This window comes from Fibrella aquatica (assembly GCF_041321135.1).
In the GTDB taxonomy this organism is placed as follows: domain Bacteria; phylum Bacteroidota; class Bacteroidia; order Cytophagales; family Spirosomataceae; genus Fibrella; species Fibrella aquatica.
Window position 1 is genome coordinate 410,782 of sequence record NZ_JBGGWF010000001.1, and the last position, 15,782, is coordinate 426,563.

General features: G+C 44.3%; 11 protein-coding genes and 1 tRNA gene. 10 read left to right on the forward strand and 2 right to left on the reverse strand.

Annotated features, from left to right (window positions below):
- Nucleotides 1-509 precede the first annotated feature (509 nt).
- The 7 genes from ACAW87_RS01405 to ACAW87_RS01435 all read left to right on the forward strand — a co-directional run bounded on the left by ACAW87_RS01405 (nt 510) and on the right by ACAW87_RS01435 (nt 9,033).
- Entirely contained in the window at nt 510-3,098 is a 2,589-nt protein-coding gene (locus ACAW87_RS01405) for a zinc-dependent metalloprotease (protein WP_370721356.1), read from the forward strand.
- Nucleotides 3,099-3,220: 122 nt separating this feature from the next.
- Nucleotides 3,221-3,297, forward strand: a tRNA-Pro gene (locus ACAW87_RS01410).
- Nucleotides 3,298-4,146: 849 nt separating this feature from the next.
- Nucleotides 4,147-5,304: a hypothetical protein gene (locus ACAW87_RS01415; RefSeq protein WP_370721357.1), complete on the forward strand. Its 1,158-nt coding sequence runs from the start codon at nt 4,147-4,149 to the stop codon at nt 5,302-5,304.
- On the forward strand, nt 5,286-5,942 hold the full coding sequence (dcd, locus tag ACAW87_RS01420) for a dCTP deaminase (RefSeq protein ID WP_370721358.1): 657 nt from the start codon (nt 5,286-5,288) through the stop codon (nt 5,940-5,942). Before ACAW87_RS01415 ends, dcd begins: the two co-directional genes overlap by 19 nt.
- A 666-nt stretch (nt 5,943-6,608) precedes the next feature.
- Nucleotides 6,609-7,007 carry a hypothetical protein gene (locus tag ACAW87_RS01425; RefSeq protein ID WP_370721359.1) on the forward strand — a complete coding sequence of 133 codons (399 nt, stop codon included), beginning with the start codon at nt 6,609-6,611 and terminating at the stop codon, nt 7,005-7,007.
- Nucleotides 7,008-7,231: 224 nt separating this feature from the next.
- Nucleotides 7,232-8,337, forward strand: a protein-coding gene (locus ACAW87_RS01430; RefSeq protein ID WP_370721360.1) for an IS3 family transposase whose coding sequence is annotated in 2 segments (ribosomal slippage) — nt 7,232-7,504 and nt 7,507-8,337 — 1,104 coding nt in all. Because the reading frame shifts where the segments join, the coding sequence is not laid out codon by codon here.
- A gap of 252 nt (nt 8,338-8,589) precedes the next feature.
- A complete protein-coding gene (locus ACAW87_RS01435; protein ID WP_370721361.1) occupies nt 8,590-9,033 on the forward strand; it encodes a hypothetical protein in 444 nt (147 codons plus the stop codon).
- An 84-nt stretch (nt 9,034-9,117) separates the two neighbouring features.
- Here the strand turns inward: ACAW87_RS01435 and ACAW87_RS01440 are convergent, their stop codons facing one another.
- Nucleotides 9,118-10,101 (reverse strand): helix-turn-helix transcriptional regulator, encoded by a 984-nt coding sequence (locus ACAW87_RS01440; protein WP_370721362.1) that lies wholly within the window; start codon nt 10,099-10,101, stop codon nt 9,118-9,120.
- Nucleotides 10,102-10,181: 80 nt separating this feature from the next.
- Between ACAW87_RS01440 and ACAW87_RS01445 the strand changes: the two genes are divergently transcribed.
- The 3 genes from ACAW87_RS01445 (at nt 10,182) to ACAW87_RS01455 (ending at nt 13,839) form a co-directional block, all read left to right on the forward strand.
- On the forward strand, nt 10,182-11,540 hold the full coding sequence (locus ACAW87_RS01445; protein WP_370721363.1) for an ATP-dependent DNA helicase: 1,359 nt from the start codon (nt 10,182-10,184) through the stop codon (nt 11,538-11,540).
- A gap of 255 nt (nt 11,541-11,795) precedes the next feature.
- Nucleotides 11,796-12,968, forward strand: a complete 1,173-nt coding sequence (locus ACAW87_RS01450) for a reverse transcriptase domain-containing protein (RefSeq protein ID WP_370721364.1) — start codon at nt 11,796-11,798, stop codon at nt 12,966-12,968.
- Between the two features lie 19 nt (nt 12,969-12,987).
- Nucleotides 12,988-13,839: a hypothetical protein gene (locus ACAW87_RS01455; RefSeq protein WP_370721365.1), complete on the forward strand. Its 852-nt coding sequence runs from the start codon at nt 12,988-12,990 to the stop codon at nt 13,837-13,839.
- Between the two features lie 777 nt (nt 13,840-14,616).
- Here the strand turns inward: ACAW87_RS01455 and ACAW87_RS01460 are convergent.
- On the reverse strand, nt 14,617-15,777 hold the full coding sequence (locus ACAW87_RS01460) for a cysteine desulfurase family protein (RefSeq protein WP_370721366.1): 1,161 nt from the start codon (nt 15,775-15,777) through the stop codon (nt 14,617-14,619).
- Between the last annotated feature and the right edge of the window lie 5 nt (nt 15,778-15,782).

Below are 15,782 nucleotides of genomic sequence, written 5' to 3' on the forward strand. Positions count from 1 at the left end.
AGATAGGCTGTTCAAGATTTTCAATCTTGAACCCGCTAAAAGCGCGTTTGTAACGCGCCCACAGCGAAGTTATGTTAGTTTGAGCTAAAGCTTCCTGCCAATGCAGACGCGTTACAAACGCGCTGTCACTAAGTTCAAGATTGAAAATCTTGAACAGCTTTCGTAGAAGAACTCAGGCAACGTACCTAGCATAGATCACCTGTTCAGGAAGTAATCCCGGAAGAGGGCAAGCCGAAAAAACTGAACAACCAACTCGTTGACGGTATTGGCAAAGCGCATTTTTTCGGCCTCAGAACCTAAGTCAGAGCGTGTATCTCCCGAAAATTAGTTGGCTACTTCTGTATCTGACAGCACAATGACCGTATTGTTAGCTCCCGAAGAGAGCCGCCGGGGATATTTCATGAAATAGATGTTCAAATGCAGGTATATACCGCTAATTACTCAGGCTATTCTTTGTAATTTTAGATGCGCATGTTCATGCGTCTATCTCGTAAATATATCCTTTTTCAATGCATCAACATCTAACGAATGTCCTGCGTGGCGTGCTGCTACTGGGACTTTCTGTGCCTGCGCTGGCGCAAAACCGGCGGCCAGACGTACCCACCTCTACCACCCTTACACCGCCAACGGCCAGCACGGCTTCGCCGACGGCTGCAGGCCCACCCCGGGCAACTATCAAACCCTATCGTGAAGTAATTACCCGCGCTGCCAAAACCAGCCGGGGCCTTTTCACTGCTCACCAGGTCGATGATAAGTACTACTTCGAAATTGCCGACTCACTGCTTGGTCGTGAGTTCATGGCCATTACCCGCATTGCCAAAGCTCCAACCGGTGCGGGTTATGGTGGTGAACTGGCCAACCGGCAGGTATTGCGCTGGGAACGTGGCCCCGATCGTCGGCTACTGCTGCGCGTGGTGAGCTATATCAACGTGGCTACGGCTACGGGCGACACCATGCCAATTTCGCAGGCGGTGCGTAACTCAAACGTTGAACCCATTGCGGCGGCGTTCGATGTTCGGGCTATTCGTCGCGATACGTCGACCGTTATCGATGTGACTGATTTCTTCCGCAACGATAACCAGGTTGTCTCCCTGACACCATCTACAAAGTCGCAGTACCGGATTACAACGGCTGCGGCCGATCGGTCGTTTATTCAGACCGTGAAGTCGTATCCGATCAATACAGAAGTGCGGGTAACGAAGACGTTTAACGTCAACAACACACCAACACCGTTCTCGCCTACATCGCCACAGCAGACAGCTAGCTTGCCGGGGGCGAACAATGCTGGAGCCGTGACGATGGAGATTAACACGTCGATGATTCTGTTGCCGAAAGAACCCATGCGCAAGCGCCTGTTCGACAGCCGTGTTGGCTTCTTCGCTAATAACTACACCGTATATGACGACAATTCACAGCGGACAGAAGATGAAACGTTTGCCGTACGCTGGCGGCTGGAGGCCAAAAGTGAGGCCGATGCCGAACGCCAGAAAAAAGGTGAGTTGATTGAGCCGAAGAAGCAGATCGTGTATTACATCGATCCGGCTACGCCAACTAAATGGCGGCCTTTCCTGAAAGCAGGTGTGGCCGATTGGCAGAAAGCCTTTGAGAAAGCGGGCTGGAAAAATGCCATCATTGCCAAAGACTGGAATAGTGCCGATACGACCCTCAGCCTTGAAGATGCCCGGTACTCGGTAATCCGTTATTTCGCCTCTAACATTGAGAACGCATACGGTCCTAACGTAAACGACCCCCGTTCGGGTGAGATCATCGAGAGCCATATTGGCTGGTACCATAACGTGATGAACCTCCTGCGGAAGTGGTACATGGTGCAGGGAGCCGCTGTAGACGCCCGCGCCCGCAAACCTAAATTCGACGATGCCCTGATGGGTCAGCTGATCCGGTTCGTATCGAGCCACGAAGTAGGCCACACGCTGGGGTTACGCCACAATTTTGGGTCTAGCCACGCTACGCCGGTTGAAAAACTGCGCGACAAATCATTTATTGAGCAAAATGGCCACACCGCTTCGATTATGGACTATGCCCGTTTCAACTACGTAGCGCAGCCGGAAGATGGTATTACTGACCTATTCCCACGCATTGGTACCTACGATATTTGGGCGATCGAGTGGGGTTACAAGCCTGTTTACGACACCAAAGATGCTTCGGCGGACAAACTGGTACTGAATACGTGGGTGAAAAACCACGAGAAAGACCCTCGTTACTGGTTCGGTACAGAAAGCAACCCGATGGACCCCCGTTCACAAAGCGAAGATTTGGGTGATAATGCCATGAAGGCAAGCGAATACGGTATCAAGAACCTTAAGCGTATCATGCCCAATCTGACTGAGTGGACAAAAGAGGAGGCTGAAGATTACGATAAACTGCGCGAAATGTACGGCGAAGTAGTTGGGCAGTTCCGTCGGTATATGGGCCACGTAACCAAGTACGTTGGTGGTATTCAGGAAACACCACGTACCTACGATCAAACAGGTTTGGTGGTATACGAGCCAACGCCCCGTGCGCTGCAAAAAGAAGCCATGACCTTTCTGAATACGCAGTTGTTCCAGACGCCAACCTGGATTCTGGATGCGAAGATCATGCCACTCGTACGTGCCGATCAGGGTATCGATTACATCCGTACCCTTCAGGAAACGACGCTTAATAGTTTGATCGATGTAGGCCGGTTATCGCGCCTGATCGAAACGGGAGCGGGCAGCGCTGGTAAGCCGGGTTACACGCTGATCGAGTTTATGACCGATTTACAGAATGGTATTTACAGCGAACTGTCGAGCAGTAAAACGATCGATGTATACCGTCGTAATCTTCAGAAAGCGTATGCCGAGAAATTGATGTCAGTGCTAAGCACACCTGCATCGGCCGGTAGCGGAGCAGCACAGGCGGCAGGTGGCCGGTTCAACCCAGGGCCAATGACGGATATTCGGAAATCAGATATTATGTCGGTTGCCCGCGGTCAGTTAGTTAGCTTACAGCGTAGCATCGCCGCCGCTATGCCTCGCCAAACCGACACCATGAGCAAATACCATTTGGCTGATCTTCAGGCGCGTATCCAAAGCGCACTCGATCCGAAGAAGGGGTAGGAGTAGACTAAAGTTTAATGTCTAAAGTTCAATGTCTAAAGTTGCTTTGCCACTTCCAGCGGTAACTTTAGACATTAAACTTTGGACATTGAACCTTATTTATTAGCTTTGCAACTCCAAAACGGGATGTAGCGCAGTCCGGTAGCGTGCTTGCATGGGGTGCAAGAGGTCGTGGGTTCGAATCCCGCCTTCCCGACCATTGAAAATCAGCCACTTACGTTAAATCGTGAGTGGCTGATTTGTTGTTAAGTACAACGCTAGGTAAAACAATTGCAGGCTTGTTAAACCTTAGTCGAGCATAAATCAAAACACAACAACGGGGTCTTTATTGGGAGTGTGATATTCCAACTTAAGGGTGTGGTATTCCCAAGCTGCAGGCCGTGAGTTCGAACCCCATTTCCCGCTCGCTAACAAACACTTGATTAACAGCCGGTTAAACTTCACTTTAACCGGCTGTTAGTGTTTATAATTTATGGTGGTTTGCACTACGGTTTGCATTTTAAGCTATACGCTCGAAAAGTGCAATTGCTTGATGCATTGTAAATGACTGAGTGAGACATTTCCTGCCCGCAAACCTTTGAGCCGTATATGAGTTCATATCCCTAATGACTCGTAGTATAGCCTCTATCCGTTCAATAGAGAGTGGATCAAACAATATTCCAGAGGCAATAATTTCACTAATTATTTCATTTACAATGTGAATTGATCTATTATTGGGCAATAAACTGCAATCCTCTTCCATTATGCTATACTCTCAGACTTTAGAAGACCGTCAATTTACATTCTTCCGGTCAATGCTATGGCACGTTTTAAATGGTGAAGAATCGTATAGGCAATTTGTAGACCCTATAATTTCAGATGCAAATAGTCTTTCTATTGGCACTAAAGACCTATACAATATTGACAGGGACAATTATTACATAATAGTCTTTCTGGTTGAAAACGATTGTGAATTTTTTAAGAATCTCAATGTAAATTCGCTGCAACTAACTGACTATCAGCGCATAAATAGCATAATGATAGAACAACGCCAACTTTCATTTGCTTAATGAGTCACAAGTTACTTGATATACATTTAGCCCAAGCTAGCAGATCTCTGCAAGGTGCTAGGAATAATAACTACTCAGATCAACACAAACAGCTATATCAAGACAATCTGGTTGACCTCTTAAAATGTATCAGTGAGAGAGTTGAAGCTAGTACAAATACACCAGATCCTTTTGTATATGAAATTAAGCAAGCACTTGATTTCATATACAAAAGTCTTGAGGTTCTAGATAGTAGTACACTAAATCTAATTCCATATGAGACGATAGAGTGTCTCAAATCAGCTTTAAGGGATTGGACAAAAAATACTGACAACTATATAATTGTAACAAGTCTTATAAACGAATTATATGGATTTAGTTTTGATCCCACTCTTGTTGTCGGCTTTGAGCAGCGCTATAAAGACTTCAAAAACAATTATGGGGTCGATTTTAAGAGTAGACTAATTCAAATAAATTTTCCGCGTGCTCTATCCCGTGACTATTTAGCAAGTGTGGTATACTACCATGAGCTTGGCCATTTCGTCGATACTATTTTCAAGATTACTAATACTCTAACCCGTACTCTGTTTAGCGACTATTCGAGCAATCCTGTCGGAACTACTACTCTTTTAGGTAACTTCTTTCCTTTTATAAATAATTCTAACTATAGTGCTCAAGCGAAGCAACAAATTATATATAATCACTTAGGTGAATATTTCTGCGATCTCTTTGCAAGTCAATATGTAGGTAGATCTTTAAATTCGTACTTACTTTATATTACGGAGAATAATCCTAACTCAACAACGTCTCACCCCGCTTCTAGCCTTAGATGCCAACTTGTGGACGATTTTATAGATGGCAATGCAAATTACTTAGTAGATTATATTAAGGGTGCTGTTCTAAGGATTACAGGTAAACCTTTGTGTATAAGACATGACAAGCCGACTGGAAATGATATATATAATTTCCTACCACCAATTATTGATAACGAACGTCAATTGCATGGCTTGATTGCGCTCGGATGGGATATATGGCAGGGTGACTGGACTTTATTTAAAGATAATATGAATATGGATACTATCCCTAACAGGGATACTCTCTACACTATTCTGAATAATTTGATAGAAAAGTCTATTGGAAATTATATTGTAACCGAAAAGTGGAAGAAAAGCCTGTAGTAGCGACAGAGCCTATTGATAAGGCTTTAACTGGGTCATTGATTAAATCTCGCTTAGATAGAGACTTGTTCATACGTCCGCTGCTTGACCCAGAGAAACAGATCAATGAAGCTAGCGTGGATTTCAGACTAGGCTATGACTTTATGGTGAATGTACCAAGTCGTGATGCTTATATAAATGCTTCGCTTAACTCATTAGGAGCCCCAAATACAAGAGACCTAAAGCAGTTTTTTCAAGAAACGCGTCGTCAGCTAGGAGAAACTTTTGTCTTACATCCTCATCAGACTGTACTTGCAACCAGCATTGAATATATTAAGCTTCCTGAGGATTTATTTGTAATGCTATTTATGAGGAGCTCCTACAGTAGGCTAGGCTTATCAATTTCCACAATTCTCCAGCCCGGTTATTGCGGATGTATCTCATTAGAACTAACCAATAACAATTTCACACCAATTAATTTAACTGTTGGGGCTAGGCTATTTCAGGGCGTCTTTATGCCAACAGCATCTCCTGTTTCCTATTTTGGTCGTCAGCGCAAGTACATGTGCCAGGTTAGACCAGAAGTTTCTGCTGCTAACCAAGATAACGATTTAGAGACCCTTAACAAGCTCTGGAAAAGTGAAAATCACCTAAGATAGGTCCGACAAGTTAAACTTGAGTTGATAATCAAGGGGCGTTTATTAGGAATATATTGATTACAAACAGAAAGAGAGCGTTGGCTCTTCGAGAGTTCAGGTTAAAGTTAGCGATGATTTGAAAAAGATCACTGTCACCGGTGTTGAGCAAGAGATAGTTGAGAAAGCTTTATCAAAAAGAAAGTAAGTCTGATAGAGTCTTTATAAAGCCTGGTCTCAATGAGATCGGGCTTTTGTGTTCAATATAGTTTATAATGCAAAAGCATAATCTGTTCTTAAATAAGGCCCTATAGTGAGCTTTTAGATATTAGGCTACTTAACCAGACATTAAGCGATTCGCATTTTATAAGAAATCCGTAATACTTAAGTCACCATATTGTTTATATGTACGACAAAAGAAGTGGTATATGGTATAATTTTTTTTAAGCAGCTTTTAGGCAACTCCTTATCTACCATCTACTTATTAATGCTTATCTATCTGTGTTCGAACAGATACAATAAATTCCTGACTATCAGCAATTTATACTCTCGTATTGAAAAGCTTCCTCTTCACAAAGGGATAGTTTTATAAAATCCATGCTATATTTTGATTTATATTTCTATATATTAATTCTTTGTGCTATATTTGTAGTGCAAAAGCGATAATTTTAAATGTTAGTTATTTAGAATATGAACACTGACCTACTTACTCAAGCTGTTAAAGACAGGTTTAAAGAGTTTTTGAATGGGAGAAAACTATCGGAAATAGCGAAAATAACGGGTTGCCACTACACAGTGGTACACAATATTTCCAAAGGCAAATACACACCAACACTTGAGACTGTTTTCAATTTCAAACTGGGGTATGGGGATGAGTTTGACGAGGTATACATCTTAACCGGTAAGAGGATAAACACTGATAAAAAAACTTCTGAGTTAGTACAAGATGTAGCTGATTCAGAGCACAGAGTAATACAATCACAACTACAAGCTCTGCACGAGAAGTTAAAGGAGAAAGATGAGCAGATTCGAGATTTGAAACAGGACAAAGAATTTCTACAAGGTCTATTGAAACGATTGGAACCATAAAAAGTATACCTGACTGCTACCAGCTGAGTCATATTGCTATACAAGGTGATGGCTCTGTGTGGTGAATTTTTTACGAAACGGCGAATGCCAACCACCTAATAATTCGTAAATATTTCGTAAATCTGACCTTTCGAGCCTCGGTCACACTGAAGTACTCCCCAATATTCGGACAGTGGTTATAATGTGATACTGATGTATATTTTGTCACACAAACCATCGCCCTTATGGGACGTATCCGTCGCACATTTAGTGCTCAACAAAAAAGTCAGATTGCCCTGGAGGCTCTCCGCGAACGCAAGACGCTAAGTGAGATTGCCCAGCAACATGACGTCCACCCCACACAGATTAACGTCTGGAAAAAGCAAGTTACCGAAGGGGTCATCACCCTTTTTGAGCAGCCTAACAAATCGCAGACCGACGACACGGAGGCCAAGATCGCACTACTCTATCAACAGATTGGGCAGCTCCAGTTCGAGTTAGACTGGCTCAAAAAAAAACACAAAACCATGACCTGATCCAACGCAAAAAGTGCGTCGACCCAGCCAGTACGTTAAGTATAGAGCGACAGTGCACCCTGTTGGGGCTGGCCCGGTCCAGTTTCTACTATACGCCCTGTGGCGAGTCGGCTTACAATCTCGAACTGATGAAACTCATTGACAAACAGTATCTGGACACCCCCTTTTTCGGGGTGGGGCAGTTCACCGATTGGCTCCACCAACAGGGGCATGAAGTCAATCCTAAACGAGTACGGCGACTGCTGCGTCTGATGGGTTTGTGGGCCGTGTGTCCGGGGCCGCACACCTCTAAACCCGGCAAGGGAGATGGACACAAAGTATATCCGTATCTGCTTAATGGGCTTGTTATCAACCAAGTGGGGCAGGTCTATGGTACGGATATTACGTACCTGCCACTCAACGGGGGCTTTTTGTATCTGACTGCTTTCATCGACTGGTTTAGTCGCTATGTGCTGGCCTGGGAGTTGTCCAATAGCCTTGATACATCGTTCTGCCTACTGGCTTTCGAGCGCGCCTGTAAGATACGTAAACCGCTCACCGAAGATCAAGGAGCGCAGTATACTTCCCTGATCTTCGGTGAGCGGGTTACTGGTGCGGGTATTGCTCTAAGCATGGACGGCAAGGGGCGGGCCATCGACAATGTATTCACTGAACGCTTCTGGCGGACGCTGAAATATGAAGAAGTGTACCTAAAAAGCTATCGGGATGGTCAAGATGCTTATCAGCAGTTGGATCGTTACATTCGCTGGTACAACGAGCAACGGACGCATTCGTCACTGGGTGGCCGGACTCCGAAAGCGGTCTTTGAATCATAGCCTAGGGCGGTTAATTTTACGCCCCCCCCCCCAATCGGCTTGAAACGACAGGACGGTTCGCCCGTCCTTCGTTTCAAGCAAGGTAGAACAGTCCGAAACGGTCTGAAAATCGCCCCCTGCACCGAGTGGTATCTATTTATAACTCGCCCATTTTTTGTCCAATCAATGGGGAGTACCTCAGCCAGCAAAGTATGGAGTGTAGAGGTTTTAGATCAACAAGCTACTTTAAGGACAAGCTAATATTCAAATAATATGATAATTACTTGGAAACGCTGCTCAACTTATAAAGAGGCATGTGATCACACGGGTGTAATCTATCTCCATGAATGGGATGGTAAACCCTTCTATTGGGGAAAAGCTCACAGAAGCTTTTTTTGCGGCGGTTCACGTAAGTACGAAGAAGGGAAAAGGAGTGGTCGTTACAATGCGGGTTACAGGCATTGGATAGAAGGCTGTTTACAACATGGAGCCAAGCTTTACATCGGGAAGCTGACTGCAGAGGCATTGGCATTCATCGACGATGTTGAGAACTTCCTTATATGTACTTATCCGAGTCCACCTGATATGAATAAACGTAAGCGGCCTTTGAAAATAATGGAAGTCTCACATGAAGGTGATGTGCCTTCTTTTATCTTAGATAAGTACCCCTTGAAGAGTGAAAGAGGTGAGTCAAAAGATCCTGTATTATATGGCTGAGGTAAGACTACAGATCCAGCCTAGGGGAAAGACTGTGTAATTTAGGCAGACCATTTTCTTCGTAAGAATTTAGCTTTCAGCTAGTTAATTTTGATTATAAATACTTAAGGCCTCTTTCAAATTTTCTTTAATGCGATCTCGTAGCGTTGACGGCTCCATAACAACTACGTCCTTTCCAAATTCCAATATTCGGGCCTCTAACTCGCGGTTTAATTCCACGCAAAGCTTTACTTCTAACCGACCGTCGGGAAGCCAAGCCGTTTTCTGATTCGGATGAATCTTTTTAGTTTCAATGTATTTGCCGCGATTGGAGGAGAAGTGCAACACTACTTCTTGCGGCTCCTGACCAGTACGCGTTGTTCCTAGAACGGTCCGGAAATATGTTCGGCTGTCAAACCTACCATAGACAAATCGCTCGGCTGTCTTATGGAAAGCTACGATCCGGTCAAGGGGGAGGTTTTGTGGAGTGTCCCGTCCACTTTCCCAGCCGACCAGAACCCAACGATTGTTGTATTGCTTAAGTAGTAAGGGGAAGATATGCCGTACCATGGCCTCTTCTCCCTGAAAAGTCTGATATGTAATTCGCAGGAAAGTCTGTTTTAGAGTTGCGTTGTACAATCCAATCAAGTGCTGACGCCCTGTTAACTCAGCCTCATCAAACTCAATAATTGGATTATGCTCGGCAGAGGTGAGCGCAACGCGCTGTTCAAGTCGGAGTAATAAATCTTCTAAGCCAATAAACTCCGTTGACTTCGATAACTGCCGTAGAAGCGCTAAAGCTTCATTCATGCTCCCCATGTATGAATCGTCCAGGGCTTCTAGCAATGAATAAGGCACCTTGTAGTAATACCCCTCATACTTGTTTGCCCGATCTGGCAGGGGCGCACCCATATCACGTAGAAACTTGATATCATTCGCGATTGTGCGCTCATCTGGGGTGTCATCTTCTGTTTGGCAAATAACACATAGTTCTTTTGCCGATTTGCCCCTTACGCTCTGACGAAGAGCTTTATGTATCTCGAAAATGCGTCTTAAACGAGTGTCGCTGGTTGATCCGTTTTTTTTCATATGCTCAAGAGATATTTTTATCAACGTAAATAACGGCGTAGTTGAGGCCCAAACATTTGCATCAGAAACCAACCACAAAAATGGCTATGATAGCAACAACAGCTACGATTTTTGACCTCCTTCCTTTTTCACCTACTGCCGAGCAAGCGCAGTTTCTCTTTGAGATTGGAGAATTCATGGAAACCCAAGAGGACTTTTTCATATTACGCGGATCAGCGGGGACAGGAAAGACGTCGATTACCAAGGCAGTTGTGGATTATCTGACGGAAAAGCAGATTCCTTGTTTTCTTTCGGCCCCCACTACACGGGCAGCACGTATCATTGGCCGAAAAACCGAACGAGAGGCCCGTACGCTGCATAGCCGGATTTATCTCATTGAGCCACTGGAAGACGGACGCGTTAAAACATCCTTGAAGATGAATGATGACGCTCAACCGACGCTCTACATTATTGATGAATCGTCTATGATATCTGACATAGTAACCGACGAGGATAAATTTATATCAACGCAGGGCCTGTTACGCAACTTCTTGCAGTACGTTAAGAGTGGCAACAAACGTAACAAGGTACTTTTTATAGGTGACGTCTATCAACTACCGCCTATCGGCTATGAAGCTGGCCAGACCCCGCCGGCCTTATCTGACCGCTACTTTCGTGAGCAGTTTGGCTTTACTGGACGTACTGTTGAGCTGACAGATGTCAAACGACAAGCAGAGGGCTCTGTTATTCTTCAATCTGCTACCTCCCTACGCGACTCAATGCGATTCGGCAGCAGTTGGCATATTGATAGTGAGCGCTTCTGGGGCCTAAAGGGTGCCGTAGATGGATATCTTCGGGCGTTCAACCCCAGTCGACTTGACTCCGCTGTCTATATTGCGCCCTACCATAGATCGCTATCACAGTTTAACAAAGCCGTACGCCAACGGATCGGTTACGCTGGCACGTTGTCGATTGGTGATCTTGTCGTGTTTCACCAGAACTTCGTTGGCTCTGAATATACGGCTTCCAACGGCGATTTTGGTACAGTTACGGAGCTTCTATCCGGAGTCGAACACTTTGGCGGCTTACACTTTCAGCAAATCAAAGTTGAGGTAACAGACGAAAGAGGCCAGGCCCAGTGTGTTGAAGGGAAAGTATGCTTAGAGTTTATCCAGGCCGAGAAGCCCGAGTTGATTCGTGAACAAGAAAACACCCTCTACAGCGAAGTGATGCGTACTGACAAAGTTTTCCGGGATAATAAGGCTACTCAGAAACATCTGAATCCTCATCTGGGGGCTATGCGCCTGCGCTACGGATACGGTATTACTGGATATAAGGCTCAGGGAAGCGAGTTTGATACTGTACTGCTAAACACATGGACGCCAAACGGCAACCACAACCTGAACTTTTTATATACAGGCGTGACACGAGCACGAGAACGGTTGGTATGCTCAGCTTAAAGAGTTTTATTTGTGCTTAGTAGGTTACTTTTCTATTAAAGAGGCATTCGCAAGATATTGAATTTTGCAGAGCGTTTCGCTCTTGCTGTTCTGTCTCGGCAGAACTGAACGTTATACGTTCTGTTTAGGATTGATCTTTATCGTGGAAGTTAATATTTAAAAGAAGAGAAGAATTCTTTTAAAATAAAACAAACGAACGTGATCGATAAAATACACAAAGAATACGCGGATGCCTCTTTTTATTAAACCCACTATATGCAGTTGACAGGTATTCAACGAGATCAAGTTAGGGCTTTTCTCGCCAAAATTCAGAGTAAAGAAGATTTGCTTTATTTGCTAAATGCGATTAAGCCTTTGATAGATAACCTTGAAAAGGATCAAGAATTTCAACCCATCAAATTAAATACGTTAACTTTTTTTTCAGACCATCGTCTTTCACGTGACGGGCGTTACTTACATTTCTCTATCAAAAAGAAGAGCGGTGGAGAACGGCTTTTATCTGCTCCTGTCTATCCACTAAAAGTAATTCAGCAATGTATTGCTTCTGTATTGTCAGCAGCCTATGAGCCGAAAGCCTACGTGACTGGTTTTACCTCAGAACGCAGTATTGTTGATAATGCAGCTCCTCATATAGGCAAACGGTTTATTTTCAATATTGACATAAAAGACTTTTTTCCCAGTATTCAACTGCATAGAGTTAAAGCCGTACTGAAGCTAGAACCTTTTAATCTGACTGATGAACGTGAACCATTAGCTTTCTTGATTGCCAGGCTATGCTGTCTTACATCTGCAGATGGTGCAGGTGCATTGCCTCAGGGAGCCCCTACGTCGCCCATTCTTTCCAATATTATTTGTCAGCAATTAGACCGTAGGTTAAATGGCCTTGCAAAACGTTTCGGGGCTGTTTATACTAGGTATGCTGATGATATAAGTTTTTCGGCAGATGCAAACATATTTCATGGCACCTTCGAGAAAGAGATGCGTCGTATAATAACGGGGCAACATTTTACTATAAACGAAGCTAAAGTTCGGCTGCAAGGTAGAGGGTACCGGCAAGAGGTTACTGGCTTAAGTGTAAATGAAAGAGTAAACGTTTCAAAGCGCTATATACGTACCGTCCGTGCTATGCTACATAACTGGCAAAAGCTTGAATATGTACAAGCTGAAGCTATTTTTCAACAGCATTACCATAGAGATAAAGGGCATGTCAAGCAAGACAAACCAATACTCAGGAATGTATTGCAGGGAAAGCTGAACTATTTAAAAATGGTGCGGGGAGAGACTGATGAAGTCTATATGAGATATAAACGACAGTACGACCACCTTGATGGTCGTAGTCCTTTGAACTCGCTTGCAAAACTGGAGAAACTATTGTCTCTTTGGGAGGCAGGCGGAATAGACGCTGCAATCAGCAATGAAAAAAAATGATATACAGCGGCTTAGATTTATGATGGACATAGATGAAGCTCTACGTGATGTTGAAAAGCAGATAAAAGATAGCCATGAGTTAAATTCTCTAAAATCAAAATTTTATGATTTGTCTGGAGAGCAATTTGAACGATCGGTTTTAGGTGAAGTGCACGAGTATACTATTGAAGATATATTAAATAAGCAGGCGGAAGGATTTTATAAAGGTTTTCCAACAGCAATTAAGAAAGAGTTAGTGTATGAGTTCATTGAGATGGAACATCAACTTCGGAGAGACAGATTCTTCAGTTTCTGTCTTCATCTTTACAAGCAGATTGAATGCTGTATAAATTACTCAATCACTAGCACAGCGTTTATTGAGAAGCTTAGACTAGTTAGAAAAAATCCTATATACCAAAACGAAAACGTGGGCACGGATCAATTAACAAATCAATTAAAGAAATACATTAGAAAGCATGGGGATAATGTTCAGTATAGTTTCTTGAAATACTATGATAGAGTTGCAAAGAAGTGGCTCAGTGTGGCTGATTGGAACAATTTATTTGAAGGAAATAATATTCAAATATCTCAAATGCTTCTAAAGCTAGATTTTCCTAACAAATTCAAATTAGTTTTATATATCGTAAAACATAACGCTTCAGTTTCGGAAAGTATTTTTGAAAACGATTTAATAGTATTTGAATCAATAAGGCAATCTAGGCATATGGCCCATGGTGGTAAGATGAGTGATACTGAACAGAAGATAATAGATGGTCAAGATTTAGATGAAAAAGAAACTTTGTTCATTAACGCGCATAAGAATAGATACGTAAATTACTTTTTATATCATGGATTCCTAATTGGGTTTGTCGAGAACGTGTCTAAATTTTAGTACCAAAACTCATCAGAGCACACAAACATTTTTCAGCGTATGTATTTGTTTGACATCTCGAAATAGAAACTATTCATGACCACACAGGAGTTACAACCGATACTTGCATACTTTGGCGCTCAAATTTACTATTTCGACGAAAGTGATGCTGAGTGCGGGCCATACCTACTCGACGCTGAGATGGTTCGCATACTCGAACGCGATGATATCGGTAGAGTGAAGTTAGTTCTAAGGCATATCTCTAGCCTAACAGAAACAGAAGCTGAGAATTTGTTCTATCTAGCTTACATGTTTTGGGGTGAGTCTATTCGTGTTTATAACAATTCCTTAGACACTAGGGTATGTTCACTATATCACCATTTACTGTTTAAAACCAACGGTGCTATACTTCGCCGTGATGATCGTACAAAGGAAGTGTCCGCAATAAGGAACATAGGCAAAATTGTCACTTATCTACAGCAGTTGCACATATATTGGCCGGGTATGATTACCACCCAGCAAGTTGATCTTATAGGCATAGGGTCAGTTCCCGTTGATTACGGAACCAGCGACACGCGCATATAAACAGAGATAAGACCCAGGTTGCACAATATAGAAAGCGATCAATTAGGAGAGGATATATCGCTCATCTCAGCTCAGTGCGTTTCCTGGATAGTGATTCTGGACTTGCTTGATTAGGAAGCTATTTACTTAAATATATACTGATTCAGTTTTTAACTCAACAAATGGTTTTATAAGAAATCCCTGATGAGTTAAGTAGGCGGACTAACCCTACTTTTAATATAAACTTTGTATTTGTGCTAACATAATGGCCTGAGTAGCTAATGCCTTTCCAGCTTGTTCTATTTCCCGTCGAGTTGTAAATCGCCCTAGCCCCACTCTTATTGTGGCCCGTGCATCGTCCCTTGTCATACCCAACGCTAATAGGGTAGCTGATGGCTCAATTGTCCCCGAATCACAGGCAGAGCCAGTGCTGAGGGCCAGAGTAGGTAATCGAGCTAGTAAGGCGTCGGCTTCCAGACCGGGGAAGGTGAGGCTAGTATTGTGAGGCAAACGGTGAGCAGGATTACCGTTGCGGTAGGCGCCAGGGATAGTGGCTAACACAGTGTCCTCAAACTCATCGCGCAGGGTAGCAAGGTGCGGAGCTTCGGTGGCTAGTAGTTCGGCGCAGCGGGCGCAGGCCGTCCCAAAGCCCACAATACCCGGTACGTTGAGGGTACCGGGCCGCCAGCCCCGTTCCTGCCCGCCACCAAAACCAAGGGGCTGAAATTGGGTCCGGCGGGGGGAACGCACGATGAGAGCTCCTATGCCTTGCGGGCCATAGATCTTGTGGGCACTAATAGAGATCATATCGACTCCCCAAACCAGCATATCAACAGGGATTTTACCAACGGCCTGAGCAGCGTCAGTGTGCATAAGTGCACCTACGGTATGGGCTAGTTGGGCTAGCTCGGGAATGGGTTGTATGGTACCAACCTCGCCGTTGGCAGCGTGGATGGATACTAGCAAGGTATCGGTGGTGATGGCTTCGGCAGCAGCGGCGAGGCTTATGGTGCCTTGTGCATCGACGGGCAGCACAATTACTTCGAAACCTTCGCGGGCCAACTGCTTCGCAGGGTTGCTGACTGCTTTGTGCTCGACGGCCGAGATGACGATGCGTCGGCGAGGAGAAATGGCGTGAGCCGCTCGGGTGTAACCGAGTATGGCTAGGTTGTTGGCTTCAGTAGCTCCACTAGTGAAGATGACCCCGCCAGGCTGAGCACCAACAAGCTCGGCTACCCGCTCACGGGCCAACTCCACGGCATCGGCAGTGCGGGTGCCAGCAGCATGCGCTGATGAAGGGTTGCCAAACTGTGCAATGAAATAGGGCAGCATGGCTTCGACAACTAGCGGGTCGCAAGGAGTAGTGGCGTGGTAGTCAAGGTAAATCAACTGCATGGAGT

Excerpts from the sequence above, each read along its gene's own strand:
- ACAW87_RS01405 (WP_370721356.1), top strand. The coding sequence starts at position 510 with ATGCATCAACATCTAACGAATGTCCTGCGTGGCGTGCTGCTACTGGGA.
- ACAW87_RS01415 (WP_370721357.1), top strand. The coding sequence starts at position 4,147 with ATGAGTCACAAGTTACTTGATATACATTTAGCCCAAGCTAGCAGATCT.
- ACAW87_RS01425 (WP_370721359.1), top strand. The coding sequence starts at position 6,609 with ATGAACACTGACCTACTTACTCAAGCTGTTAAAGACAGGTTTAAAGAG.
- ACAW87_RS01435 (WP_370721361.1), top strand. The coding sequence starts at position 8,590 with ATGATAATTACTTGGAAACGCTGCTCAACTTATAAAGAGGCATGTGAT.
- ACAW87_RS01440 (WP_370721362.1), bottom strand. The coding sequence starts at position 10,101 with ATGAAAAAAAACGGATCAACCAGCGACACTCGTTTAAGACGCATTTTC.
- ACAW87_RS01445 (WP_370721363.1), top strand. The coding sequence starts at position 10,182 with ATGGCTATGATAGCAACAACAGCTACGATTTTTGACCTCCTTCCTTTT.
- ACAW87_RS01450 (WP_370721364.1), top strand. The coding sequence starts at position 11,796 with ATGCAGTTGACAGGTATTCAACGAGATCAAGTTAGGGCTTTTCTCGCC.
- ACAW87_RS01455 (WP_370721365.1), top strand. The coding sequence starts at position 12,988 with ATGATGGACATAGATGAAGCTCTACGTGATGTTGAAAAGCAGATAAAA.
- ACAW87_RS01460 (WP_370721366.1), bottom strand. The coding sequence starts at position 15,777 with ATGCAGTTGATTTACCTTGACTACCACGCCACTACTCCTTGCGACCCG.